Consider the following 21,908-nt stretch of genomic DNA (forward strand, 5'->3'; position numbering starts at 1 on the left):
ACGTCTTGACTGGTCAGGATTGGCTGGAGAAGGACTTCTACGCCGAACTGGGTGTGCCCAAGGACGCCGACGCCGACACGATCAAGAAGGCCTACCGGAAGCTGGCACGGCAGTACCACCCGGACCAGAATCCCGGTGACGCCACCGCCGAGGAGCGGTTCAAGTCCGTCGGTGAGGCGTACGCCGTGCTCTCGGACCCCGAACAGCGCAAGCAGTACGACGCCCTGCGGACGATGGCCGGCGGCGGTGCCCGGTTCTCCGCGGGAAGTGGCGGCACGGGCGCGACGGGCGCCGGCTTCGAGGACCTGTTCAGCGACATGTTCGGCGGGGCCGCCGGCGGTGGTGGTCCGCGCGTGCGGTACACCTCCACCGGCACCGGACAGGGAGCCCCGGGCTTCGAGGATCTCTTCTCCGGGATGTTCGGCGGAGGGGGCTTCGGCTCTCGCCGCCGGCCGCAACGCGGAGCGGACGTGACGACGTCGGCCTCGCTGCCGTTCCGCAACGCCGTGGAGGGTGCCACCGTCCAGCTCACGGTCGAGGGCCGCACCATGACCGTGCGCATCCCGCCCGGCGTGCACGACGGCCAGAAGATCCGGCTGCGCGGTAAGGGGCGCCCGGGGACCAACGGTGGCGAGGCCGGTGACCTCATCGTCACCGTCGACGTCGAGCCGCACCCGCTGTTCTCGCTCGACGGGAACAACGTGCGCCTGACGGTGCCGATCACCTTCGACGAGGCGGCGCTCGGCGCCACCATCGAGGTGCCGACGCTGGACGGTCGACCGGTCAAGCTCAAGGTGCCCGCCGGGACGCCGTCCGGCCGGACCCTGCGGGTGCGCCGCAAGGGCCTGCACGTGAAGAACGGGCCCGACGGTGACCTGCTGGTCACCGTGAACGTCGTCGTGCCCAGCAGGCTCTCGGGTGCGGCGAAGGACGCCGTCAAGAAGTTCGCCGAGGCGAACGACGGCGCCGACCCGCGCTCCGGCCTGATGGAGCAGGCCGCGCGATGATCCGGTGGGCCGGGCGGCAGTGACCGCCCGGCCCACGTCGTTCGTAGACTCGGAGGCAGGAGGGCAGAGCGATGGCTGACTGGCGTGAGGACGCGCCGTTGCTGACGATCTCTGTCGCTGCCGGACTTGCCGGGATGCACCCGCAGACGCTGCGGCAGTACGACCGTCTCGGGCTCGTCGAGCCCCGCCGCACCCGCGGGCGCGGCCGCCGGTACTCGATGCGTGACGTCTACCGGCTGCGCGAGGTGCAGCGGCTCAGCCAGGAGGAGGGCGTCAACCTCGCCGGCATCAAGCGCATCCTCGAGCTGGAGCGCGCACTGGAGGACGCCCGCGAGGAGAACGAACGGCTGCGGGTCCAGGCCGACCCCGGGCAGCGCATCTTCGCCGCGGACCCCACCGGCGACGTCGTGGCGGTGCCGCGCGGCACCCGGGTGCGCCGCGTCTCGGCGTCGAGCTCGGGTGCGATGGTGCTCTGGCGTCCGCGTTCGCGCGGCTGAGGTACTGACGCTCGCCCACCGTCGGGGCTACGCTGAGAGCGACCCGGGGAGGCTGATGATGAGCCGTGAGACGTCGCAGGCCACACGCGCGGCCTCGGGTCGCGTCGAGGTCTCGCTCGGGCAGACCTTGGTGCTGCTCGCCGGCGCCGCATTCGGCGGATTCTGTCTGGGCTTCCTCGTCCCCGGGGGAGGCGCGCCCAAATGGCTCCTGACTGTGGCGATCATCGGCGGCCTGCTGATGCAGCTTGCCCGCACGGGTCTGCTCGTGGTGCCGGCGACTCGCGAGCGCACCTCACGCGTCGGCGCCGTGCTCCTCGGTATCGGCCTCGCGGGCGGCCTCCTCACCCTGCTGGCCGAGCGACTCTGACGCTGTCTCGGCTCACCTGACGTAGGAGGTTTGGGAGATGAGCAGCGGCGAAGCGGCGCCTTCGTGGGCTGAGACAGCGAGCGAGAGCGACCGCGTCGAAGTCTCGCGCCGACACACGATCCTGCTGGTGGCTATGGCGGTCCTTGCCGGCTTCTTCGTGGCGCTCAACGCACTCCGCTGGGAGGGGGCTTGGCAAGGTTTCATGCTCGGCCTGGTGTTGTGCGGCCTGACGGACCAGCTGTCGCGGACGGGTCTGGTCGCCGACGCCGCCGCCAGTCGCAACCTGTCGCGTGCGGCAAACGTGGGGGTATGGCTCGCCCTGGTCGGCGGATTCATCGCTCTGCTCGCCGGAGAGTTCTGAGGCGCCGGCCGGCCTGCGTCGAGATCGCCGTTTCGGTCGCTACCTACGACCTGAGCCGCACTTTGTCCGTCGTCACGAGTAGCTGAACAGGTTGGCGAAGACGATGGCGCCCACGATGCCGGCGAGCAACAGCCACAGGCTGAACCGCCGCCAGAGGTTCGGCATGAGGTGCTCGCCGCCAAGTGCCTGCAGCGCCTCCTCGTCACTGACGGGGCGGGTCGCCCAGCCCTGCGGGGTGGCTGTCGCCAGCTCGTAGCGGTACTTGAACGCCACCGAGAAGATGAACATCAGAGCGAAGTAGCGGTACGTCCGGATGACGACGTGCTGCGGTGAGACCTGGCGGTTCAGGCTTCGGCTGCCCCAGCCCCAGAAGATCATCGAGTGCCCTTCGTCCTGCGTGGCCTGCGTTCCCGCACAGGGATATCACGGCCGGCCCCAAGCGGTCGCTGAGTGTCTGCCAGGCATGCCGGGGTGCGCCGAGATCGTCGTGTCGGTCACTGAGAGAAACCGGAACGACAATCTCGCACAGCGAGCGCACTCAGCCGCGGGGCTCACCTGCGCATTGCCGGAGCGCCGCGGCCAGGTCGCGCGCTACCGCGTCCAGCTCGCCGCGAGATGGGCGCTGCGGCGGGTTGTCCTCAACGATCCGCATGCCGTCACTTGTACGGCGCGGGATGACGTGCATGTGCACGTGCCCGACGCTCTGGCCGGCGATCTCACCATCCGACAGGTGGAGATTCACTCCCTCGCTCCACGTCGGATTCTTCCGCAGCGCCACGGCGACGCGATGCGCCACCCGCCACACCGCGACGCCGTCGCGATCCGACAGACCAGTCAGCCCACTGGCATGCCTGCGCGGCGCGACGAGGACATGCCCGGCGTTGACAGGTGCCGTGTCCAGGAAGGCGACGACCGCGTCGTCGGCGTGAACCACGCTGGCAGGCTCGGTCGCGTCTGCGATCCGGCAAAACAAGCATGTCGTTCGGGCCGACCCTCCTGGCGTGGTCACGACCCGATCCGCTGCCAGAGGAACTCGAACGCCAGGGCCTGCATGAAGGCCGCCTGGTCGTTGGTCGCGGCGCCGCCGTGGCCGCCCTCGATGTTCTCGTAGGAGGTCACGTCCTTGCCGGCGGCGAGCAGCTTCGCCGCCATCTTGCGTGCGTGCCCGGGATGGACGCGGTCGTCCCGGGTAGAGGTCGTGAACAGCACCGGCGGGTACTCGGCCGCAGGATCCACCCGGTGGTACGGCGAGAACGTCTTGATGAACTCCCACTCCTCGGGCTTGTCCGGATCGCCGTACTCGGCCATCCAGGACGCCCCCGCCAGCAGGTGGGAGTACCGCTTCATGTCCAATAGCGGCACCTGGCAGACGATCGCGCCGAACAGGTCCGGGTAACCGGTGAGCATGTTCCCCATGAGCAATCCGCCGTTCGAGCCGCCCTGTGCGCCGAGGTGCTCCCGGTCGGTGACCCCGCGTGCCACCAGGTCTCGGGCGACGGCCGCGAAGTCCTCGTACGCCCGGTGCCGGTTCTCCTTGAGCGCCGCCTGGTGCCAGCGCGGTCCGTACTCGCCGCCCCCGCGGATGTTCGCCACCACGTACACCCCGCCACGGGCCAACCAGGCTCGCCCCACCGAGGCGGAGTAGGCCGGGACTCGGGGGATCTCGAAGCCGCCGTAGCCGGCCAGCAGGGTTGGGGCGAGGGAGGAGGTGTCCACGCCCGCCCCGGTGGCCTGGAAGTACGGCACCTGTGTTCCGTCGTCGGACGTGGCGAAGTGTTGCTCGACCCGCATGCCTTCGGCATCGAAGAACGCCGGCAGTGACTTCAACGCTTCGACCGACGTCGTCGTACCGTCGGAATCGAGATCGAGCCGGGACAGGGTGGTCGGCGTGGTGAACCCGGTCGTGGTGAGCCACAGTGCGTCGGAGGTATCGGCATCGACCGCCCCGACGGCGATCGTCGCCAGTTCCGGCACCGCGGTACTCCCCCCGGAATCGCCGGTCGGATCCAACGGACGACGGCGCCACCGGCCGCCTCTCTCCGGCGGCGTCAGCACCTCGAGCCGGTTCGTCACGTCCTCGAGGACGTTGAGCACGAGATGGTGACGCGTCCACGTCGTACCCGCCAGCGCCGTCGAGGACGTCGGCCGGTAGAGCACCTCGAAGTCGCGGTTGCCGGCCAGGAAGTCCGTCAGCCGGATCCCGAGCAGGGCGCCGCCCGGGTATGTGGGGCCGTCGGTGCCTGCCGGCGTCCAGTCCTCACGCAGCTCGACCGTCAGCCACTCCCGATGCAGGTCCGGCTCGGCCGAACGCGGCAGGTCGAGCAGAGTCAGCTCGCCGTCGTCGTCGCGCAGGTACAGCTCGGCGTCGTAGAAGGCCCGGTGACGAAAGACGAGATCACGCTCGAACCCGGGTGTCTGATCCCGGGCCGCGCCGATGACCATGTCCGTCGGCTCGCCCGCGAACACCTCCGGAGCATCCTCGACAGGGGTGCCGCGCTCCCACCGGCGGACGGTCCGCGGGTAGCCCGAGGTGGTCATCGCGCCGGGGCCGAAGTCGGTGTAGACGAACACCGCGTCGCCGCTCTCGTCCGCCCATGCCAGACCGCCCTTCGACTCCTCCCGAGTGAACCCGTCCGGCACGAACTGCTTGGTGACGAGATCGAACTCGCGGGTCACGTCCGCATCGGACCCGCCACGCGAGAGCGCGACCAGCGCCCGCCTGTGTGAGGGGCGGAGCACCCGGGCTCCGTGCCACACCCAGTTCACGCCCTCCTCGGCGCCGAGCGCGTCGACGTCGATCAGCACCTCCCACTCTGGTGAGTCACTGCGGTAGGAGTCCCACGTGGTGCGACGCCACAATCCGCGCTCGTGCTCGGCGTCGGTCCAGAAGTTGTACAGGTACTCGCCGCGCTGGACGACGGCCGGGATCTTGTCGGTGGAATCGAGGACCTCGCGGATCTCCGCGCGCATCCGGTCGAATCGGTCGCCACGCAGCTGGGCCTCGGCGTGCGCGTTGCGCTCGCGGACCCAGGCGAGCTGGTCCACGCCCTCGACGTCCTCGAGCCAGCCGTGCGGATCGTCGGCCCCGGGCGTCCGGTCGGTCGCGTCCGCCGGGCCCTGGTCGGACGGGTGCTGGTCGGTGGTGGTCTCGGCGAAAGGCTCGGTCACTCTGCTATCTCATCACGGTGTGTCCGCCGCGGGGGCTACCGTCGAGTCATGAGCGAGATCCACGAGCTGTCCGCCCTCGAGCTCGCCGCCGTGGTTCGGTCGGGGGAGGTCTCGCCGGCGGAGGTCACCGAGCACACGCTGGACCGTGCAGAACGACTGGGGCCCGGCGTCGGTGCGTTCGTGCACGTCGCCGCCGACCTCGCGCGCGAACAGGCGAGCCGGGCCGCCACCCTGCTCGCGGACTCCCGCGGCGTCGACGCAGCCGCGCTCCCACCGTTCCTCGGGGTGCCGGTGCCGATCAAGGACAACCTCATGGTCGCCGGGCTCCCGTTCCGTGGCGGCTCGGCAGCGCTCGACCTGATGCCCACGGTCGACGACGGCGTCGTCACCCTGCTGCGTGAGGCCGGCACCATCATGGTCGGCAAGACCAACCTGCCCGAGCTCGGCCTACCGCCGTACACCGAACCGGACATCGCACCTCCCGCCCGTAGCCCGTGGGACACGCACCGGACCGCCGGCGGATCGAGCGGTGGGGCAGCGGCGGCGGTCGCCGCCGGGATCGTCCCGGCCGCGCACGGTAACGACGGCGGTGGGTCCCTCCGGATCCCGGCCTCGGCCTGCGGCCTCGTCGGGCTGAAGGTCTCACGCGGGCGCATCTCGCCGGGGCCGTACGGCGTGGACGGTGTGGGCTTGTCGACGAACGGCGTACTGACCCGCACCGTGCGAGACACCGCGGCATTTCTCGACGTCCTCGCCCGGCCATGGCCTGGGGAGACCTTCCATCTGCCTGATCCCACCGACACATTCCTGGCGGCGTGCGAGCGTGAACCGGGTCCGCTCCGGATCGGCGTCCTGACCGATCCGATCGCCGTGGACGGCGCACCGGTCCACCCGGAGGTGCTCGCCGGCGTCGCGCGTGCCGGACGGCTGCTGGAGCAGCTCGGCCACCACCTTCAGGTGATCCCGCCGCCGTTCAGCGCGCAGGACTGGGACGCGTTCGGGCCGCTGTGGGCCGTGGGTGCGCTGCAGGCACCGATCCCGCCGGAGGCGGAGTCGGCCTTGCTGCCGCTGACGCGGTGGTTGCGCGAGCGTGGGCGAGGCGTCTCCGGCGCGGAGTACGCGGACGCACTGGCCGCGCTGCAACGCCTGACGCGGCGGACTGCGGGGGCGTGGGCCGGGCTGGACGTCATCCTCAGCCCGACGCTCGCCCAACCGGCGGCACCGATCGGGTCCATCCGTGACGACGCCGACCCTGCGGGCGACTTCGCCGCGCAGAAGGCGTTCACCCCCTGGACGTCGACGTGGAACATCATCGGCGCCGCGTCGATCAGCCTGCCGTTGCACCGGGCCGAGGTGGACGGCATCGAGTTGCCGTTCGGCGTCATGCTCGGCGGGCGCACCGGTGATGAGGAGACCCTGCTGAGCCTGGCCGCGACGCTCGAGGCGGCCGACCCGTGGCCGGCCTTCCCGCCCGGCACGTGAGCCGAGCGCCCGATCGAGCGTCGCCGGGACGAGAGATGGGGCCGGGATCGCTCCCGGCCCCATCTCGTTCTCAGCTCACGTCACCGCTGGGCGGTGATGTGGTCACTGGCATCCGCATCCCTGCAGGCCGCCGCTGAGCTCGCTGCCGTTGGCGGTGTTCACGGTGACCGTGAACTCGCCGCCGGTCAGCGCGGCGATCTGCTCCTCGGTCAGCTCGAACGAGCCGCCTGCGCCGCCGCTCGTCCCACCGTTGGCCGTCAGCTCGAGGTCGCTGCCGGTGCCGTTGGTGTCCAGCGAGATGGAGGTGACCTCGGAGTCCATCTCGGTGTAGATGCAGGTGACCGTGAAGGTGTTGCCGGTCAGCGTGCCCTGGCACTGGCCCGCGCCCGAGGTCTGGTCGCCGGACAGGATCACGCTGAAGTCGGTCGTGGTCGACGCGTCGCCGTCGCCACCCGGGAGGCCGCCGCCCGGCAGGCCACCACCGAGCAGGCCGCCGATGCCGCCGAGGAGGTCGCCGTCACCACCGACGAGGCCGTCCTCGCCGCCGAGCAGGCCGCCGTCACCACCGAGCAGGCCATCCTCGCCGCCGAGCAGACCGTCGACGCCACCGAGGAGGTCACCGGCGCCGCTGTCGCCGCCGGAACCGTTGTCGCCGTCGCCGGAGCCGTTGTCGCCGTCGCCGGAGCCGTTGTCGCCGTCGCCGGAGCCGTTGTCGCCGTCGCCGGAGCCGTTGTCCCCGTCACCGGAGCCGTTGTCGCCGTCACCGGAGCCGTCGCCCGAGCCGGCGTCGCCACCGAGACCGGGCAGCAGGCCGGAAAGCGCGTCCTCGCCGAAGAGCTGCGTCAGCGTCTCCTCGTCGAGCACTCCGGTCAGCGCCTCTTCGCCGATCACGCCGGAGAGGGGCTCGTCGCCGAGCACACGCGTGAGCGTGTCGCCGTTGAGGACATCCCCCACCGCGTCTTCACCGACGACGCCGGACAGCGACTCGAGCGTGTTGATGTTCTCCGTGATCTGCAGGACCTCGAGCACTCCCTGCGGGTCACCGGTGGTCACGGCCTCGAGTGCGGTCTCCCACAGCAGGCGCCAGGTGTCGATGTGGTCACCGGCGAAGCCCACGTACTCGTCCAGGTTGGTCAGCGTCTCGGGGGTGAGGCGCTGGAGGATCGCCGAGGCGTCGGTCGTCTCCCAGATGTAGTTCGGGTCCGTGAGCATGTCGGGCGACGGCAGCCCGGGCATGATCAGGTCCGAGAGGTTGGTGAGCTCCTCGACCGACGGCACGTTCAGCGTCGTCAGGTCGTTGCTGTCCAGCGGGATGCCGATGCCGCCGCACGAGGTGAGCAGCGTGACGTAGTCGGTGTCGTGGCCCTTGACGTGGTCCGGGTTGAACACCGGGATCCACCCGAGCGGACCGCCGTAGATGTCGATGACCGGCATGTTGGAGTTGCCGATCGCTCCGCTGGCCAGGGAGAGCACCAGGTTCTCGTAGGTGGGGTCGGTGTGGTGCTCGTTGAGGTGGGAGAAGCTCCCGAGGAGCGGGATGCCGTCCTCATTGGCCCACATGTGCTCGAGGAAGAACTCGCAGGCGTCCGCACCGCCCCCGTGACCTCCTCCGTGGCCGCCGCCGTGCCCTTCGTCCGCGGCTGCGGCCGGTGCCGTGACCATTCCTCCGCCGAGGACGATCGCCGAGGCGGTCGCCGCGGTGGCCAGCCACTTCCGGCCTAGCCGTGCGATTCTGCTTGACATATCACTGGCTCTTTTCTGTGAGCGACGGGAATTGTCCTGGCACACCGAAACGCCCGTGTCGACGTGCTCGAGGTGAGCCCGTTGCCGCACAGCCGGAACCGTGACCGGGACCGAGGCCGTGGGGCACGGTTCCGGTCACGCGGACCGCTATGACCGACGCCGTCGACGGCTGACCGTGCAGAACGACGTCGGACCGACCGGAGCCGACGTGGTGAGGGCGAATCTCTGCGCACCGGTGGCGACTCTATGGATGGCCCGGCGCTGCGGCCAGAGATGCCGGGCACGGGCGTCCGAATTCTGCGGCCCGCCGCAACCGCTGCGGGAATCCGCAGCGGCGCGTCCCTCGCTCCTCGCCCCCGGGGTCAACGCTCCGGGATCGAGCCCGGTGGTGGACCCGGGCTCTTCGGTGCCTCGGGCGAGTCGGGAGACTCGGGCGAGGCGTGCGGTTCGTCGGGCGTCTGACCGGGAATGCTGCCCGGTGGCGGGCCCGGACTCTTCGGTGCGTCCGGCGTCTCCGCGGTCCGGGCCGAAGGGTCCGGCTCGGCAGGGTCGGGCGTCGGACGTGGGTCGTCGGTGCTCATCGGGACCTCCGTCGGTCGTCGTCCCGACGATCGTCACCCCGATTCGTCGTCGTCGCACCTGGAGGACGGCACCCGCCGTCCGTGGTCCGGAAGCGCGGCGCGACGGTGCGCCGCGGGCGAGGTGACGCCCGGATGCGACGACGACGGCGCCCGGCACTGTCGCCGGGCGCCGTCGTGTGTGGTCGCTCAGGGACGATCGCGGTCCGCGGCCCCGTCGTTGCCGATCCGCTCGTCCGCGGCGTCGCGCGCACTGTCGATCTGGTCGCCGAACCGGCCACCGGTCAGGCCGTCGGCCTTCTCCGCGGCCGTTCCGAGGGCCGAGTCGCTGATCTCCTCGGCCTTGTCCGACCGCAGCGCGTCCTGGACCTTCTCACCGCCGATGGCGTCCTTGGCCTTGTCCATGAAGTCGCCGATACCCATGTCGGGCTCCCTTCCCCCTGCTGATTGCGGCTGCGCCCGGCCAAGGATCCTGGTGCACCCTTGCCCGGCACGCTCGACTATGGCACGGCGCCGTTCGACGCGACAGGTCTGTTGCCAAGCATGTGCACGCGCCAGGTTGCCCGTCGCCCTGGCCGCGCCGACGCGCGGCCGGGGCGGCGGTCTTGGGAGGCATGATTTGCGGTTCGAGGCACGCTCTGTGTCCCTTCAAGGGCGGAAGCTGTCTCCGACCGTCCTGAACCGCGGCGAAGGGTGGGGACGTTTGGTTGGCCACGAGCGGGGACGGCCATTGACACCGCTCATCCGTCAATCGATTTCCAGCTGTGCGTCAGTAAGTGGACGGTCCGCGTAGACGAGCCGCACCGCGTCGGCGTCCGGGTTTCCGGCGTCTGGGCCTCGCCAAACGAGTGAGAGGCCTACGCGCTCGGCTGTCGCTCGCGAGGCATGGTTATGTTCCAGGAGATATGCCGTGACGGGGGCCTCTGGGTGAATCTGGGCGGCGGTATCGACTGCCGCGCGGGAGATCTCGACCGCGAAGCCCTGGCGTTGCTGGCCGGGTGCGACTCGGTAGTAGAGGTTCCAGATCCCGCCGTGTCGTAGCCGCACTCCACCGATACCGACGAACGCACCGTTGTCGCGACGGTGGGCGTTCCAGTATCCGAGCCCGTCGCGCTCCCAGTCCGCAGCGAACGAGGTTAGCTGCTTCAGCGTCTGTCGCTGGTCGACGTGACGGCCTGACGGGAAGTGCGTCCAAACGCGCGGGTCGGAGTGCAGGGCGAACTGCTGATCGATGTCTCGGACACTGACCGGAACGAGCTTCAGCCGGTCGGTTAGCAGCCCCGCGGAAGCTTCGAACACCTGGGGGATCGTAGTCCGTCGCGCCGACCTGGCTAGTTCGTCCTTGACGCGGTAGTTGTCCGAACAAGCCGAACCCGAGCGCACGGGCCTACCAGTCATCCTGAGCACAGGAGCCTCCACCACGGCTCCATCAGCCTCCTCCGCGCGATACCACGGTTGTCGGTCGTGCCCGCCGCGATGCTCCAGCCGGCTTTGACGATCGGCGACCGCAGAACTCGGACGGTGCGGTTTGTGTTCTTCAGCGGTCGGCCGGAATTCACCAGGTGCCGTAAACGGGGGCGACGCGGCGAGAGGTTCACACGGGGATGTGGTAGGACGTCTTCCGGGCCGCCGGATGGCGAGCGAGGTACTCCTCGAAAGTGATCGAGCCGTACGCGTTCCCCGGCGTCAGGTTCGCTCCGTCGCGGTAGATTCGGAACGCCCGGCCCGGGATCCGGAAGCCCACGACAGGGCGACGGCGGCCGGTCGCCCGCAAGTAGCTACGGGCCAGCTCGGTAAGCCGATGTACCTCGGGTCCACCGACGTCCGCGACGCGACCCGCCGGCTTGCCGAGCGCCAACTCGACGAGGCGGTCAGCCACCTCGCCGGCGTCGATTGCTTGGACACAGACGTCGGGCACGAACATGACTGGGCTCTTGGCGAGGGTTGCAAGCATGCTGCGGACGAGGTCGTGGAACTGGGTAGCGCGTACGAGTGTGACCGGCAGGCCGGACGCGACAATACGTTCCTCCGTGGCGACCTGCACCTTCATAAAGCCCATGGGAATCCGGTCGGCACCGACGATCGCAATGTAGATGAAGTGACGTACACCGGCATCGAGTGCGGCCTCGGCCAGCCGGCCCGTCGCGTCCGGCTCGTCGCGCATGGCAAACGCGAGATGGATGACGACGTCCACGCCATCAACGGCGGCACGGAGACCCGCGCCGGACCGTAGGTCCGCCGTCGCCCACTCGGTACTGCTGCCTTCCGTCCGCGGTCGGCGGCTCATGACCCGGACCGTGAGGCCGCTTGCCGTGAGCCTTTCGACAACGCGGCGGCCGAGCTGGCCCGTGCCACCGGTCACCAGGATTCGTTCAGTCATGCCCCTGCTCCTTTTAGCCGTGTGACTGTTCTCCATATGACGAAGTTGACGGCGTGGCCGTGACACGACCTCGTGCGGAAGCTGCTGGTGATCTGTGTCGTCACTGACCGGGCAGCTTGGCTCGGGACGGTCACGATGTCACCGGTGAGGAGGGAGAGCGCCTGTCGCTGACCTGGAAGCCGATCCGGTACACCCAGTCCAGCCGCGGGCCGATCGCCGTCGCGGCCCTGTCGGGTCTGGCTACCGCTCCGACGTGGATCCGTACACAGACCTAATCTCGGTCCAGCAGCACGAAAGTGAACCCGGAACGCGTCGGACGGTTCAGCGGGAGGTCACATCGCACCAGGCGTCGAGCCTCGCTTCTGCTCACGCCGACACCAAGCGCGATGAGTGCATCCGGCCGTATCGGTATCGGGTCGTCGAAGACGACGTCGACCCGGAACGGCAGTATCTCCTCGCTGTGAGCCGGCGAGGTTTCCAGCCGCCAGGCGTGTGACCAGTCCAGAGTGAAGCGGTTGCGGCGGCCGAGCCTCGGAGCCAGCAGGGTCGATGCCACCAGTTCGGGGTCGTCGATCTGGTAGCTGTGCAGTTCGGCTGGATCGAAGGATCTGACGGGCATGCGCTCGTGGACCGTGAGCTTGCGTGGCCGATCGCAGGAGACGCACCGGGCCAGGAGCCACACATCCAGCAGCTTTCCATTGGCATTGACCCGGAACCTGCCGTCGCCGACGGTAGCCGACTTAGACGGACACGCCACGCACCGAAGGGACAGCAAAGGCAGCCTGGTGCGCCGAACGACCCAGGATCGCGCCGACTGAGATTGTGAAGACATGAATGCCCTCGCCTGAAGGACGTAGGTGCGAAGCGGCCTCACCCTGTTGTCAGGACTGGGGCCGCACACCAGAGCAACTGAGCAGAGCCGACGTCGCTGTCGGCGTACGGGTGAGCGGAAGTCCATGTCAGGAATCGCTCCAGGGCGCCAATCCGTTGTCGGGCCGGAACCTCGTCAACGATCGCCGCACGCGGTCAGTGACCGCCGCGTTCCCGCGCGGCCCACGGCCGATCAGTGCTGCCACCTAGGTATGACACGAGCGACGGTCTCGGACCGATTCCGCCTGACGTGTACCAATCAGCCGCAGTGAGCTTTTCGGACGTTCACCTCGCTTCCGCCTCGGTAGTCGACGTACCCGCTGAAGTCGATGCAATGGCCACCGGCGTTGAGCAGGACGACGGCGCCCGCGTACGAGCGATACGTGCCGAAGTCAAGTGCGTAGTCCATTCCCGTGCCCGATCGGGCAAGGTAGATGTGCGTTCGGCGGGCGATACTCGTCGAGTTGATCGTCTGGAGACAGTTGGCGTCCTTCGCGCTGCTGAAGAACACCTGGACGTAGCCACCCGCGTTGTCGAGCTTGTAGTTCGTGGGTCCTGCGAAACCGAGCTGTTCACACGTGCGATCCGGATAGGCCCTGCCGTCCCCGCGTGCCTCGGTGTTGCCGGCGGCGCCGGAGGAGGAGGCGGCCATGACGAGCGTCACGGCGGCCACGAGCATGACCAAGAAGATCGCAAAGCTTCGGCTACGAGTGGTTCGGCCGGCGATCATGAACTTGCCTTTCGTCGTCAGAATGGGTGACATCTCCTAGGACGATCTACGGCACTGGGTCGTGAGCCCTGTGTCCTGGAGAGGCCGCCCCTCTGCCGACGACCGCCGGGCAACAGCACGGTCGCTCCCGCCCTCACCAGCGGGAGTAGGCAAGTTCCGGGCTTGCGAGGTCAATCTCCTTGATCCGCGAGGATTGGTTGCTCGCACGCCAGCGGGCGAGCGCCGATGAGAGGATCGGGACCCTGCTCATTCGGGCCATAGCGCTGCGCTGCGCGCGTTCGACACGGGTGATGGGGACGAAGAGCGGACGCATCCCCAGTCCCGTCGACTGGATGTACTCGACGGACGGACGGAGGTGAGCGTCCCACGCCGGCAGAGCTTCGGGCACGACGGCTCGATGACGCTTGAGCATCGTACCCAGCAGGTCGGCGCCGGCGAGTGCGGTCGATGCGCCCATACCGGAGTACAGGCTCGCGCACCACGCGGCGTCTCCCACGAGGGCAACCCGGCCCCGGTGCCAGCTGTCCATGTGCACCTGCTCGACGGAGTCGAAAAGCACATCTTGGGCCGATCCCAGTTCGTCCAGCGCTGCGGCGAGGACGGGCCCGAGCGGTCTGGAGCCGAACACCTCGCGGATTCGCTCCGGCATCGGGCGACGGAACTCGGCATCGACGTCGTCCGTGTGGTAACTCAGCAGAACAGTGGGTGGTTGTCCCTCGAACGGGAAGACCCACATCGATCGCCGATGCTCGGTCAGGATGACCGAGTCGTCCGCGCCGAATCCGGGAAGTGCGCGAGACGTCTGGAAAGCGACGGCCATACAGTTCAACCGGCGCAGGAAGCTCTCGTCCGGACCGAACATGAGCCGCCGTACCTCAGAGCGCAGCCCATCGGCACCGACGACGAGGTCGAAACGTTCCACGAGTGAGCGCCCGTCACTGGTGTTTCTGGTGGTCACAGCCACGCCTTCGGCGTCCTGCTCGATGTACGTCGGCTCGGTCGTGTAACGGATCTCGACGTCCGGCAACGCCTCGAACGCGGCTCTCTCGAGGTCGCCACGCAGCAGCGTCCATGGCGGACCGGGGAAATCCTTGAAGCTGATGCCCGGACGTCGACCGCCGTCTCGGGTGATCTCGTAGCTGGTGCCGTGCGGCCACCGGTCGGCAAGGTTCTCGAGAATGCCGAGCCGGTCTGCCGCGGCGCGGCCGGCGCCGAAGAGTGCGATGAAGTATCCGTCGGTTCGCCGGCCTGCGGACCGTTCGATGATGACCGGGGTCCACCCGATCTGGAGCAACCTCAAAGCGGTGGCGATTCCGCTGATGCCGAGCCCTACGATGAGCGCGCGGCCGCCCTCGCGCGATGCGCGCATCTGTCCTCCTGGTGGATCGTTGGCACGTCGGCCGCTCGCGGAGGAGCGCCGGCTGGGGTCAGGGGCATAGGTGGTCACGCAACGAGGCAGAGACCCCTGCAAGCACAGACCCCTGCAATAAGGACGATGAAGCGGTGGATCGTGTGAGTCGCGATGGCCTGGGTGGCGACGCGGCGCTGCGTTCCTTCCAGCCCACGATGAGACCTGGGTACAGGCTCCTGCTCATGCGTTGGGCCGGTATCGTGCCGACGACATCACGAAAACGGCCGCGGCGGATGCGACGAGCGTTGCCAGGCTGCCGGCCAGGAAGGTGGTCCTGACGGTCGCCACGTCGCGGACCAGCCCACCTCCGGCGGCGCCGAGGGCGATGCCGACGTTGAAGACGGCCGAGTTGGCAGCGAGTGCCATCTCGGTGCGGCCCGGTGCCACGACCATCATCCGGCTCTGGTCACCATGAAGGCTGGTGCAGCCGCTGCGCCGAAGACCGGGACGCCGGAGAGCGTTACGGGGCGGTGGTGACCCGCTATGTAAAGCAGCAGCATGATCGCCGCCTGGAGGAGGACGGGGAGCAGGAGCGTACTCGCGGGGTACCGGTCCAGAAGCGGGCCCACCAACATCACGCCGGCGAACCCACCGATCCCGAACAGCCCGAGCATGCCGCTCACCGACGCACCCGAGATCCCGCTCACTGCAAGCAGAAAATCGACGATGTACGTGAAAGTGCAGAACGTACCGCTCACCGACAGACCGGTAACCGCGAGGACAGCCGCAAAACGACGGCGGTCCGGCCGGGCGCCGTACGCTGCGTGTGTGCTTTCAGCGGGCATCGTCGGCAGTAAGGCGCCGATGGTGACGGACGCGAGAACGGCGAGGACGCTGACCACGATGAACGGGGTCTGCCACTCGTTGCGGTGCGCGATCCAGTTGCCTGCGGGGACGCCGGCGATGGTTGCGAGGGCCCCACCGACCGACAGCAGGCCGATGATCCTGCCTCGGTACCGGGTGTCGAACATCCCGACGGCGACCAGGCCCATCACGGCCCAGAACAGTGCTTGCGCGCAGGCGGTGGCAAGGCGGGTCGCCAGCACGGAACCGAAGGAGTCAAGGTACGTCGGCATGATGCTGCAGATCGCCAGCACTGCGAGCACGACAGTCACCAGTGGACGCCGAGGCAGCCGGCGCTTGATACGGGCCAGCGGCAGCGACACTACGGCGACCACTAGTCCATAGCCACTGACCAGGAGGCCCGTGCGCGGAAGTGACGCATCCAGATCCGTGGCGATCATGTCCAGGAGCCCGATGGGTAGGTTCTCGGCGGTGTTGAAGGCGAAAGCCGAGAGCACGATGGCGACGACCACGCAGGCGCGGCGCCACCATGCGCCGGTTTCGACGACCGGCCCATGGCTTATGCGGCTCATCGTCAGACTGACGACGTACCGTCGCCAAATGTGACGCTGTGACAGATGGATCGGTGACCCGGGCGTTCTGGGCGCGGCATCACAGGCTCAGCATCCCGTCCGCCCTGCCGCTCGCTACAGCGGTAGTCGATCTTCGTGACGTGCTCCCCTTCCCGGAGTTTCTCGGTCAGGTTGGCGAGCCCCATGGCCCGGTCGGCCGCGGTCGGGATCCGGTATCGCCGCGGCAGCGGCCAGGGCATATGCCGCGAAGGGCGTTGCTCGCCCCGACGCTTCCGTCGATCCGGTCCCGAAGATTGTTCAGCGACTTCACATCGCGGTGGCCGTGGGGTTCCGCTCCGGCTGCAACAGTCCCTGGGACTCGTGGAACCGCAGCTATTGGGGACGTACGCTGTCCTCCGGCTGAGTTCACCTCATGGGCTGCGCATCCATGCCGACTGGCTGCCTGGCTACGCCTCGCAGGTCGACAGCGGTTCCCTTTCCGGCCGAGGTCTGGTCCCTGGAGACCGACGTGGCCGAGATGGCGCACCTCGTCGCAGAGAGCCAGGCCGTGGGCGTCAGCACCGAGCTTCCCGGCTGATCAAGGCGATCACCGACCGCGGCGTCGCGGCGGACCATGGTCACGAACTTTAATTCGGTACTGATCGTGGAATTCGTACGCCGTGCCCCGCAAGGCAAGGGGGCAGGGTGCCGCGCGGTCCGCTCTCGCGTCATCGAGATCAACCCGGACGGTCGTCAGCTCATTGCCAGCGGCACGGACGAGGAGGCTGTTGATGGGACGTAGTTTCCTGAGCCGAGCGCGGGCGTCGTCGTCACGCATCACTCTCGCTGTTCCGCGATGCCACTGATTGGCGAACCGCACGCGGACATGAGGGTTCGCCACGATGTTTCGGACGTACTGCGACTGCATGCCGAACTCGCTGACGAGCCAGAAGCTGTGGCCGATCAGGCGGCCGCCGACCGGCGTCTGGCGTGGTTGTCCAGTCTTCCGTCCGACAGTTTCGATCAGCGCCTGCCCTGGCAGGAGGCCACTTCGGCCCCATCGCCTTGCGATCGGGTTGGCGATGCGTCGTTGGAACGGGGCGACCACCCTGTACCTCAGGGTCGATCGCTTTGGGCCACTTGACATCGTCCCTCCTCTCTGCCAGTAGCATCATGAGCAGGCTCCTTCTTGCCGCTCTGTCGGCACTGCCTGGCACGTGCTAGAGACGACGTGCACCGCGGTCGGAATGTGACAGACGGACGCGAGCAGTTCTCGCGAACGGTCGCGACTGGCCTTCGAGGGGTGAGGGCATGCGAGCCGCACGACTGTTGGCTCTGTGCTCATCCGGACATCGCCCGATACGGCGTGCTGCTCGGATGCTCAGCGACTTCCGGGGCGACCTACACATTATTGTCGGGCAGCTAGACCCCCGACCTGTCAGGCCCACGAGCTGATCGGGGCTCGCTACCCAGAGCAACTGCCACCGAGGTCACCGGCGCCGGCCACAACCCACAGCTCACGCATCCAGGAAACGTGGCGGCCGCGTTGGGCGTGGGCACGGTTGCCGAGATGGCGCCGACGCGCCTGGCACTCCGGCGCGAGTACTGGAGGTTGACGCGTCGGTTGCCGGGCGGGTCGGCAAAGTGTCGGTACTGCGTGCCGTGGAAGTCTGACAATGTGGCCAGCTGCCTCGTCCTTCCGGATGTCAGGGATTCTTCGGGAGGGAGTGGCCGATGCACACGGCGCTTGTGGTGCTCACGATCGTCGCGATCGGCTTCAGCGCATTCACTGCTCTGGTCTCGCTGACGGATCGGCCGCGGGCGGTCGCCCGCGGGGCGTACGAGTCCCTCGACGCGGTCGGCGTGCCGAGGTCGTGGCAGCGGTTCCCGATCGGCGTTGGCAAGGTGCTTGCCGTGCTTGGGCTGAGCGCGGGTCTGTTCGGCATTCCAGGGGTCGGTACGGCGGCGGCCATGGGCCTGACCGTCTACTGGTCGTGCGCCGCCTTCGCTCACCTGCGCGCCCGGCACTACGACTACCACCTGCCTTTCACGGTCAGTTGGATCGTGATCTCGGTGTCGATCTTGGTGCTTGATCTGGCAACGTGGTGCGCGCCATGACAGGGCCGGACCGCATTTCGGCCGCCTGGGACGAGGATCGCAGCTTCCTGCTCGCCGTCGCCCGGCGGGTGCTCGGTGACGCCACCGAGGCCGAGGACATCGTGCAGGACGCGTTCGTGCGGCTGACGCTGCAACGGATCGAAGAGATCCAGGACGTGCGTGCCTGGCTGGTCGTGGTCGTTCGACGCCTCGCCGTGGACCGGCTCGGTTCCGCGCATCACCGGCGCACGCGCCCGAGTGATACAACGGCTCTTGCGGAGCAGGTGCAAGAGGTCGTCCCGGACCCGGCCGACCGCATCACCCTCGACGACGAAGTCCGCCATGCGCTCGACGTGGTCCTGGACCGGCTCACCCCGGCCCAGCGAGCGCCGTTCCTCCTGCACGACGTTTTCGGGGTCCCGTTCAACGAGGTCGCCGAGTTGGTCGGACGTACCTCAGCGGCCTGCCGCCAGCTCGCAAGTCAGGCGCGCAAGATCGTCCGCGACGGCGGATCTGCGGTGGCCAGTCGGCCGGACCCGGTGGCCGCAGAGGTGGCGCGCCGTTTCGTCCTCACGACGAAGGGGGGAGACCTGCGTGCTCTGATCGAGCTGCTCGACCCGTCCGTGACCGGCTCGGTCACGGCGGATGGGCGACGTGTGGGCTGGGAGGAAGGACCGTTCGACCTCGCCGAACGCACGCTGTACTTCCTGGGCCCACGAAGCCCGTGGCAGCTCGCTGCAATCCCCCTTGAGAACGACGTGGGAATCATCGCGACCCGCCGCGCCGAGGCAGTGTTCGTCGGACGGCTGCGGCTCGCAGGCGACAGAATCCGCGAGATGCGCGGTGTCGTGCTGTCCCGGACCAGCGTGGACTGAAGTGGACGATCGCGGCACTGTCGTGCCGCTTGACCTCGGTGAGGACATTTACAGGTGTCCAGCCGAGCGTTCCACCGTTCGGCCTTCCGGGCCGTGATCGTCTTGCCGCGCCGTCAGACAACGAAGCTATCCAGCCCGGCAGGTTTCGTTGTCCGCTGGCGTCCGGTGCTGGCTCGGAGGTGGGCGCAGCATGGTCGCGACTGGCGACCCCCGGAAGAGCGGCGGAGAGGCTGGCGAGCCAAAGTTGAGCGGAATAGACTCAAGTTGGTTGCGGTTCCGGTAGCAGTACCGCATCTCAGGAGGCTCAATGGACACCAAGCTCACCACCAAGTCGCAGGAGGCGATCTCCTCCGCGATCCAGGCCGCGTCCGCGGCCGGCAACTCGCAGCTGGAGCCGATCCACGTCCTCGCCGCACTGCTCGAGCAGGACGGTGGAGTGGCGGCCGCACTGATCGACGCCGTCGGCGCCGATCGCGGGGTCATCGGGCAGCGCGTGACCGCGGCACTCGCCACCCTGCCCGGCGCGTCCGGCTCCTCGGTGGCGCAGCCGCAGACCTCGCGCGCCGCGATGACGATGATCACCGATGCCGGCCAGGAGGCTCAGACCCTCGGCGACGAGTACGTCTCCACCGAGCACCTGCTCGTGGCGATCGCCGCATCCTCCTCGCCCGCCGGCGAGATCCTGCGCGCCGCCGGTGCCGACCGCGACGCCCTGCTCGGCGCGTTGCCCTCCGTCCGGGGGTCGGCGAAGGTCACCTCGCCCGACCCGGAAGGGACGTACCAGGCCCTGGAGAAGTACGGCAACGACCTGACCGCCGCCGCCCGCGAGGGCAAGCTCGACCCGGTCATCGGCCGCGACGCCGAGATCCGCCGCGTCGTCCAGGTGCTCTCGCGGCGCACCAAGAACAACCCCGTGCTCATCGGCGAGCCCGGCGTCGGCAAGACCGCCGTCGTCGAGGGCCTCGCGCAGCGCGTGGTCGACGGCGACGTGCCCGAGTCCCTGCGCGGCAAGCGCATCGTCGCCCTGGACCTGGCGGCGATGGTCGCCGGCGCCAAGTACCGCGGCGAGTTCGAGGAGCGGCTCAAGGCTGTTCTGCAGGAGATCAAGGACTCCGACGGCGAGATCGTCACCTTCATCGACGAGCTGCACACCGTGGTCGGAGCCGGTGCCTCCGAAGGTTCCATGGACGCCGGCAACATGCTCAAGCCCATGCTCGCGCGCGGTGAGCTGCGGCTGGTCGGTGCAACCACCCTGGACGAGTACCGCGAGCGCATCGAGAAGGACCCCGCGCTCGAGCGCCGGTTCCAGCAGGTCTTCGTCGGTGAGCCGTCCGTGGAGGACACGGTCGCCATCCTGCGCGGCATCGCGCCGAAGTACGAGGCCCACCACCAGGTGACCATCGCGGACGGTGCCCTGGTCGCCGCCGCCACGCTCTCCGACCGGTACATCACCGGCCGTCAGCTCCCGGACAAGGCCATCGACCTGGTCGACGAGGCCGCCTCGCGGCTGCGGATGGAGCTCGACTCGTCCCCCGAGGAGATCGACGCGCTGCGCCGCCAGGTGGACCGGCTGAAGATGGAGGAGTCCTACCTCGTCGAGTCCGAGGACGAGGCCTCGGTGGAACGGCTCGAAAAGCTGCGCGCCGACCTCGCGGACAAGAACGAGGAACTCGCCGCCCTGACCGCCCGCTGGGAGTCCGAGAAGGCCGGCCACAACCGCGTCGGTGACCTCAAGCAGCGGCTCGACAGTCTGCGCACCGAAGCAGACCGTGCCGAGCGCGAGGGCCGATACGAGGAGGCCGGGCGTCTGCGCTACGGCGAGATCCCCGCCGTCGAGCAGGAGATCGCCGACGCGGAGGCCGCCGAGGAGCACGCCGAGGACGAGCAGCAGACCCCGATGATCGCGGACAAGGTCTCGGCCGACGAGGTCGCCGAGGTGGTCGCCGCCTGGACCGGTATCCCGGTCGGGCGGCTGCTCCAGAGCGAGACCGAGAAGCTGCTGCGCATGGAGGACGTCATCGGGCAGCGCCTCATCGGTCAGCGCGACGCCGTCCGTTCCGTCTCGGACGCGGTGCGCCGCACCCGGGCAGGCGTGTCCGACCCGGATCGCCCGACCGGTTCGTTCCTCTTCCTCGGTCCGACCGGCGTCGGCAAGACCGAGCTGGCCAAGTCCCTCGCCGACTTCCTCTTCGACGACGAGCGCGCCATCGTCCGCATCGACATGTCGGAGTACTCCGAGAAGCACTCGGTGGCCCGTCTCGTCGGTGCGCCTCCGGGCTACGTCGGCTACGAGGAGGGCGGCCAGCTGACCGAAGCGGTCCGCCGCCGTCCGTACTCTGTGGTGCTGCTCGACGAGGTGGAGAAGGCCCACCCCGAGGTCTTCGACATCCTGCTGCAGGTGCTCGACGACGGGCGGCTGACCGACGGGCAGGGACGTACGGTGGACTTCCGCAACACGATCCTCGTGCTCACCTCGAACCTCGGGTCGCAGTTCCTCGTCGACACCTCGCTCCCGGCCGGCGAGCAGAAGGACGCCGTCATGCAGGCCGTGCGCGCCCACTTCAAGCCGGAGTTCCTCAACCGCCTGGACGACGTCGTGGTCTTCGACGCACTGTCCATGGACGAGCTCGGGGCGATCGTCGACCTGCAGGTCGACCGGTTCGCAGCCCGGCTCGCCGACCGGCGGATCCGGCTGGAGGTCACCGACGCCGCGCGCGAGTGGCTGGCCCTGGAGGGCTACGACCCGTCCTACGGGGCGCGGCCGCTGCGCCGGCTCGTCCAGCGCGAGATCGGTGACCAGCTCGCCAAGATGCTGCTGGGCGGCGAGACCCGCGACGGCGACACGGTTGTCGTGGACCAGGCCGAGCTGGACGCCGCCGCGCTCGAGTCGGGCACCCAGGCGCCGCGGCTGGTCCTGACGGTCCGGGCGGAGCAGCCCGCTATGGCCTGACCGCCCAGGTGTGTTGGCGGCCGTGGCAGGCTGGACG

General features: G+C 68.9%; 22 protein-coding genes and 1 pseudogene. 9 read left to right on the forward strand and 14 right to left on the reverse strand.

Translation table 11 applies throughout. The annotated features are described in order from the left end of the window. Positions 1-5: 5 nt before the first annotated feature. From ACFSE6_RS00080 to ACFSE6_RS00095, 4 genes are all read left to right on the forward strand, one after another. Positions 6-1,007, forward strand: a complete 1,002-nt coding sequence (locus ACFSE6_RS00080; protein WP_388001668.1) for a DnaJ C-terminal domain-containing protein — start codon at positions 6-8, stop codon at positions 1,005-1,007. A 71-nt stretch (positions 1,008-1,078) separates the two neighbouring features. Next, on the forward strand, positions 1,079-1,504 hold the full coding sequence (locus tag ACFSE6_RS00085) for a heat shock protein transcriptional repressor HspR (RefSeq protein ID WP_388001669.1): 426 nt from the start codon (positions 1,079-1,081) through the stop codon (positions 1,502-1,504). A gap of 58 nt (positions 1,505-1,562) precedes the next feature. After that, entirely contained in the window at positions 1,563-1,871 is a 309-nt protein-coding gene (locus tag ACFSE6_RS00090; protein WP_388001670.1) for a hypothetical protein, read from the forward strand. Positions 1,872-1,908: 37 nt separating this feature from the next. Beyond that, positions 1,909-2,232, forward strand: a complete 324-nt coding sequence (locus ACFSE6_RS00095; protein WP_388001671.1) for a hypothetical protein — start codon at positions 1,909-1,911, stop codon at positions 2,230-2,232. A 72-nt stretch (positions 2,233-2,304) separates the two neighbouring features. On the opposite strand, the gene ACFSE6_RS00100 is transcribed toward ACFSE6_RS00095, so the two are convergent. The 3 genes from ACFSE6_RS00100 to ACFSE6_RS00110 form a co-directional block, all read right to left on the reverse strand. After that, positions 2,305-2,610, reverse strand: coding sequence for a hypothetical protein (locus tag ACFSE6_RS00100; RefSeq protein WP_388001672.1), 306 nt, complete (start codon positions 2,608-2,610; stop codon positions 2,305-2,307). Between the two features lie 160 nt (positions 2,611-2,770). After that, on the reverse strand, positions 2,771-3,241 hold the full coding sequence (locus tag ACFSE6_RS00105) for an HIT family protein (protein WP_388001673.1): 471 nt from the start codon (positions 3,239-3,241) through the stop codon (positions 2,771-2,773). Then, on the reverse strand, positions 3,238-5,400 hold the full coding sequence (locus ACFSE6_RS00110; protein ID WP_388001674.1) for a prolyl oligopeptidase family serine peptidase: 2,163 nt from the start codon (positions 5,398-5,400) through the stop codon (positions 3,238-3,240). The genes ACFSE6_RS00105 and ACFSE6_RS00110 overlap by 4 nt, the downstream gene beginning before the upstream one ends. Positions 5,401-5,448: 48 nt before the next feature. Here ACFSE6_RS00110 and ACFSE6_RS00115 point away from each other — a divergent pair, with 48 nt between their 5' ends. Beyond that, a complete protein-coding gene (locus tag ACFSE6_RS00115) occupies positions 5,449-6,882 on the forward strand; it encodes an amidase (protein WP_388001675.1) in 1,434 nt (477 codons plus the stop codon). Positions 6,883-6,984: 102 nt separating this feature from the next. On the opposite strand, the gene ACFSE6_RS00120 is transcribed toward ACFSE6_RS00115, so the two are convergent. The 10 genes from ACFSE6_RS00120 to ACFSE6_RS00165 all read right to left on the reverse strand — a co-directional run bounded on the left by ACFSE6_RS00120 (position 6,985) and on the right by ACFSE6_RS00165 (position 15,970). Beyond that, a complete protein-coding gene (locus ACFSE6_RS00120) occupies positions 6,985-8,625 on the reverse strand; it encodes a hypothetical protein (RefSeq protein WP_388001676.1) in 1,641 nt (546 codons plus the stop codon). A 362-nt stretch (positions 8,626-8,987) separates the two neighbouring features. Next, complete coding sequence (locus ACFSE6_RS00125; RefSeq protein WP_388001677.1) at positions 8,988-9,206, reverse strand: hypothetical protein; 219 nt, start codon at positions 9,204-9,206, stop codon at positions 8,988-8,990. A gap of 186 nt (positions 9,207-9,392) precedes the next feature. Next, a complete protein-coding gene (locus ACFSE6_RS00130; protein WP_388001678.1) occupies positions 9,393-9,626 on the reverse strand; it encodes an antitoxin in 234 nt (77 codons plus the stop codon). 324 nt (positions 9,627-9,950) lie between these two features. Next, a complete protein-coding gene (locus ACFSE6_RS00135) occupies positions 9,951-10,502 on the reverse strand; it encodes a GNAT family N-acetyltransferase (RefSeq protein ID WP_388001679.1) in 552 nt (183 codons plus the stop codon). Positions 10,503-10,797: 295 nt separating this feature from the next. Beyond that, the gene (locus ACFSE6_RS00140) at positions 10,798-11,583 is read right to left on the reverse strand and encodes an SDR family oxidoreductase (protein WP_388001680.1); all 786 of its coding nucleotides are present in this window, start codon (positions 11,581-11,583) and stop codon (positions 10,798-10,800) included. A gap of 271 nt (positions 11,584-11,854) precedes the next feature. After that, entirely contained in the window at positions 11,855-12,340 is a 486-nt protein-coding gene (locus tag ACFSE6_RS00145; protein WP_465254089.1) for a DUF1062 domain-containing protein, read from the reverse strand. A 372-nt stretch (positions 12,341-12,712) separates the two neighbouring features. Next, the gene (locus ACFSE6_RS00150; RefSeq protein ID WP_388001682.1) at positions 12,713-13,216 is read right to left on the reverse strand and encodes a hypothetical protein; all 504 of its coding nucleotides are present in this window, start codon (positions 13,214-13,216) and stop codon (positions 12,713-12,715) included. A gap of 100 nt (positions 13,217-13,316) precedes the next feature. Next, the gene (locus ACFSE6_RS00155; RefSeq protein ID WP_388001683.1) at positions 13,317-14,552 is read right to left on the reverse strand and encodes an FAD-dependent monooxygenase; all 1,236 of its coding nucleotides are present in this window, start codon (positions 14,550-14,552) and stop codon (positions 13,317-13,319) included. 222 nt (positions 14,553-14,774) lie between these two features. After that, the gene (locus ACFSE6_RS00160; protein WP_388001684.1) at positions 14,775-14,990 is read right to left on the reverse strand and encodes a hypothetical protein; all 216 of its coding nucleotides are present in this window, start codon (positions 14,988-14,990) and stop codon (positions 14,775-14,777) included. Further along, a complete protein-coding gene (locus ACFSE6_RS00165) occupies positions 14,987-15,970 on the reverse strand; it encodes an MFS transporter (protein ID WP_388001685.1) in 984 nt (327 codons plus the stop codon). Before ACFSE6_RS00165 ends, ACFSE6_RS00160 begins: the two co-directional genes overlap by 4 nt. A 429-nt stretch (positions 15,971-16,399) precedes the next feature. Here ACFSE6_RS00165 and ACFSE6_RS18950 point away from each other — a divergent pair. Then, positions 16,400-16,600 (forward strand): annotated as a pseudogene (locus tag ACFSE6_RS18950) (imine reductase family protein); the annotation flags it as partial. Here ACFSE6_RS18950 and ACFSE6_RS00170 read toward each other — a convergent pair. Continuing rightward, positions 16,557-17,096, reverse strand: a complete 540-nt coding sequence (locus tag ACFSE6_RS00170) for a nitroreductase/quinone reductase family protein (protein WP_388001686.1) — start codon at positions 17,094-17,096, stop codon at positions 16,557-16,559. The pseudogene ACFSE6_RS18950 and the gene ACFSE6_RS00170 sit on opposite strands and share 44 nt — an antisense overlap. Before the next feature lie 587 nt (positions 17,097-17,683). On the opposite strand from ACFSE6_RS00170, the gene ACFSE6_RS00175 reads away from it, so the two are divergent. The 3 genes from ACFSE6_RS00175 (at position 17,684) to clpB (ending at position 21,871) form a co-directional block, all read left to right on the forward strand. After that, positions 17,684-18,067: a DoxX family protein gene (locus ACFSE6_RS00175; RefSeq protein WP_388001687.1), complete on the forward strand. Its 384-nt coding sequence runs from the start codon at positions 17,684-17,686 to the stop codon at positions 18,065-18,067. After that, on the forward strand, positions 18,064-18,921 hold the full coding sequence (locus tag ACFSE6_RS00180) for a sigma-70 family RNA polymerase sigma factor (RefSeq protein WP_388001688.1): 858 nt from the start codon (positions 18,064-18,066) through the stop codon (positions 18,919-18,921). Before ACFSE6_RS00175 ends, ACFSE6_RS00180 begins: the two co-directional genes overlap by 4 nt. Before the next feature lie 307 nt (positions 18,922-19,228). Beyond that, a complete protein-coding gene (gene clpB / locus ACFSE6_RS00185; RefSeq protein WP_388001689.1) occupies positions 19,229-21,871 on the forward strand; it encodes an ATP-dependent chaperone ClpB in 2,643 nt (880 codons plus the stop codon). Positions 21,872-21,908 lie beyond the last annotated feature (37 nt).

The organism is Georgenia deserti, assembly GCF_042680605.1.
GTDB classification, from domain to species: Bacteria; Actinomycetota; Actinomycetes; order Actinomycetales; family Actinomycetaceae; genus Allobogoriella; species Allobogoriella deserti.

What these genes read in the sequence shown, in the direction of transcription:
- ACFSE6_RS00085 (WP_388001669.1), top strand. Translation starts at nt 1,079, where the DNA reads ATGGCTGACTGGCGTGAGGACGCGCCGTTGCTGACGATCTCTGTCGCT.
- ACFSE6_RS00090 (WP_388001670.1), top strand. Translation starts at nt 1,563, where the DNA reads ATGAGCCGTGAGACGTCGCAGGCCACACGCGCGGCCTCGGGTCGCGTC.
- ACFSE6_RS00095 (WP_388001671.1), top strand. Translation starts at nt 1,909, where the DNA reads ATGAGCAGCGGCGAAGCGGCGCCTTCGTGGGCTGAGACAGCGAGCGAG.
- ACFSE6_RS00100 (WP_388001672.1), bottom strand. Translation starts at nt 2,610, where the DNA reads ATGATCTTCTGGGGCTGGGGCAGCCGAAGCCTGAACCGCCAGGTCTCA.
- ACFSE6_RS00115 (WP_388001675.1), top strand. Translation starts at nt 5,449, where the DNA reads ATGAGCGAGATCCACGAGCTGTCCGCCCTCGAGCTCGCCGCCGTGGTT.
- ACFSE6_RS00120 (WP_388001676.1), bottom strand. Translation starts at nt 8,625, where the DNA reads ATGTCAAGCAGAATCGCACGGCTAGGCCGGAAGTGGCTGGCCACCGCG.
- ACFSE6_RS00125 (WP_388001677.1), bottom strand. Translation starts at nt 9,206, where the DNA reads ATGAGCACCGACGACCCACGTCCGACGCCCGACCCTGCCGAGCCGGAC.
- ACFSE6_RS00130 (WP_388001678.1), bottom strand. Translation starts at nt 9,626, where the DNA reads ATGGGTATCGGCGACTTCATGGACAAGGCCAAGGACGCCATCGGCGGT.
- ACFSE6_RS00140 (WP_388001680.1), bottom strand. Translation starts at nt 11,583, where the DNA reads ATGACTGAACGAATCCTGGTGACCGGTGGCACGGGCCAGCTCGGCCGC.
- ACFSE6_RS00150 (WP_388001682.1), bottom strand. Translation starts at nt 13,216, where the DNA reads ATGTCACCCATTCTGACGACGAAAGGCAAGTTCATGATCGCCGGCCGA.
- ACFSE6_RS00155 (WP_388001683.1), bottom strand. Translation starts at nt 14,552, where the DNA reads ATGCGCGCATCGCGCGAGGGCGGCCGCGCGCTCATCGTAGGGCTCGGC.
- ACFSE6_RS00160 (WP_388001684.1), bottom strand. Translation starts at nt 14,990, where the DNA reads ATGATGGTCGTGGCACCGGGCCGCACCGAGATGGCACTCGCTGCCAAC.
- ACFSE6_RS00165 (WP_388001685.1), bottom strand. Translation starts at nt 15,970, where the DNA reads ATGAGCCGCATAAGCCATGGGCCGGTCGTCGAAACCGGCGCATGGTGG.
- ACFSE6_RS00170 (WP_388001686.1), bottom strand. Translation starts at nt 17,096, where the DNA reads ATGTCAAGTGGCCCAAAGCGATCGACCCTGAGGTACAGGGTGGTCGCC.
- ACFSE6_RS00175 (WP_388001687.1), top strand. Translation starts at nt 17,684, where the DNA reads ATGCACACGGCGCTTGTGGTGCTCACGATCGTCGCGATCGGCTTCAGC.
- ACFSE6_RS00180 (WP_388001688.1), top strand. Translation starts at nt 18,064, where the DNA reads ATGACAGGGCCGGACCGCATTTCGGCCGCCTGGGACGAGGATCGCAGC.
- clpB (WP_388001689.1), top strand. Translation starts at nt 19,229, where the DNA reads ATGGACACCAAGCTCACCACCAAGTCGCAGGAGGCGATCTCCTCCGCG.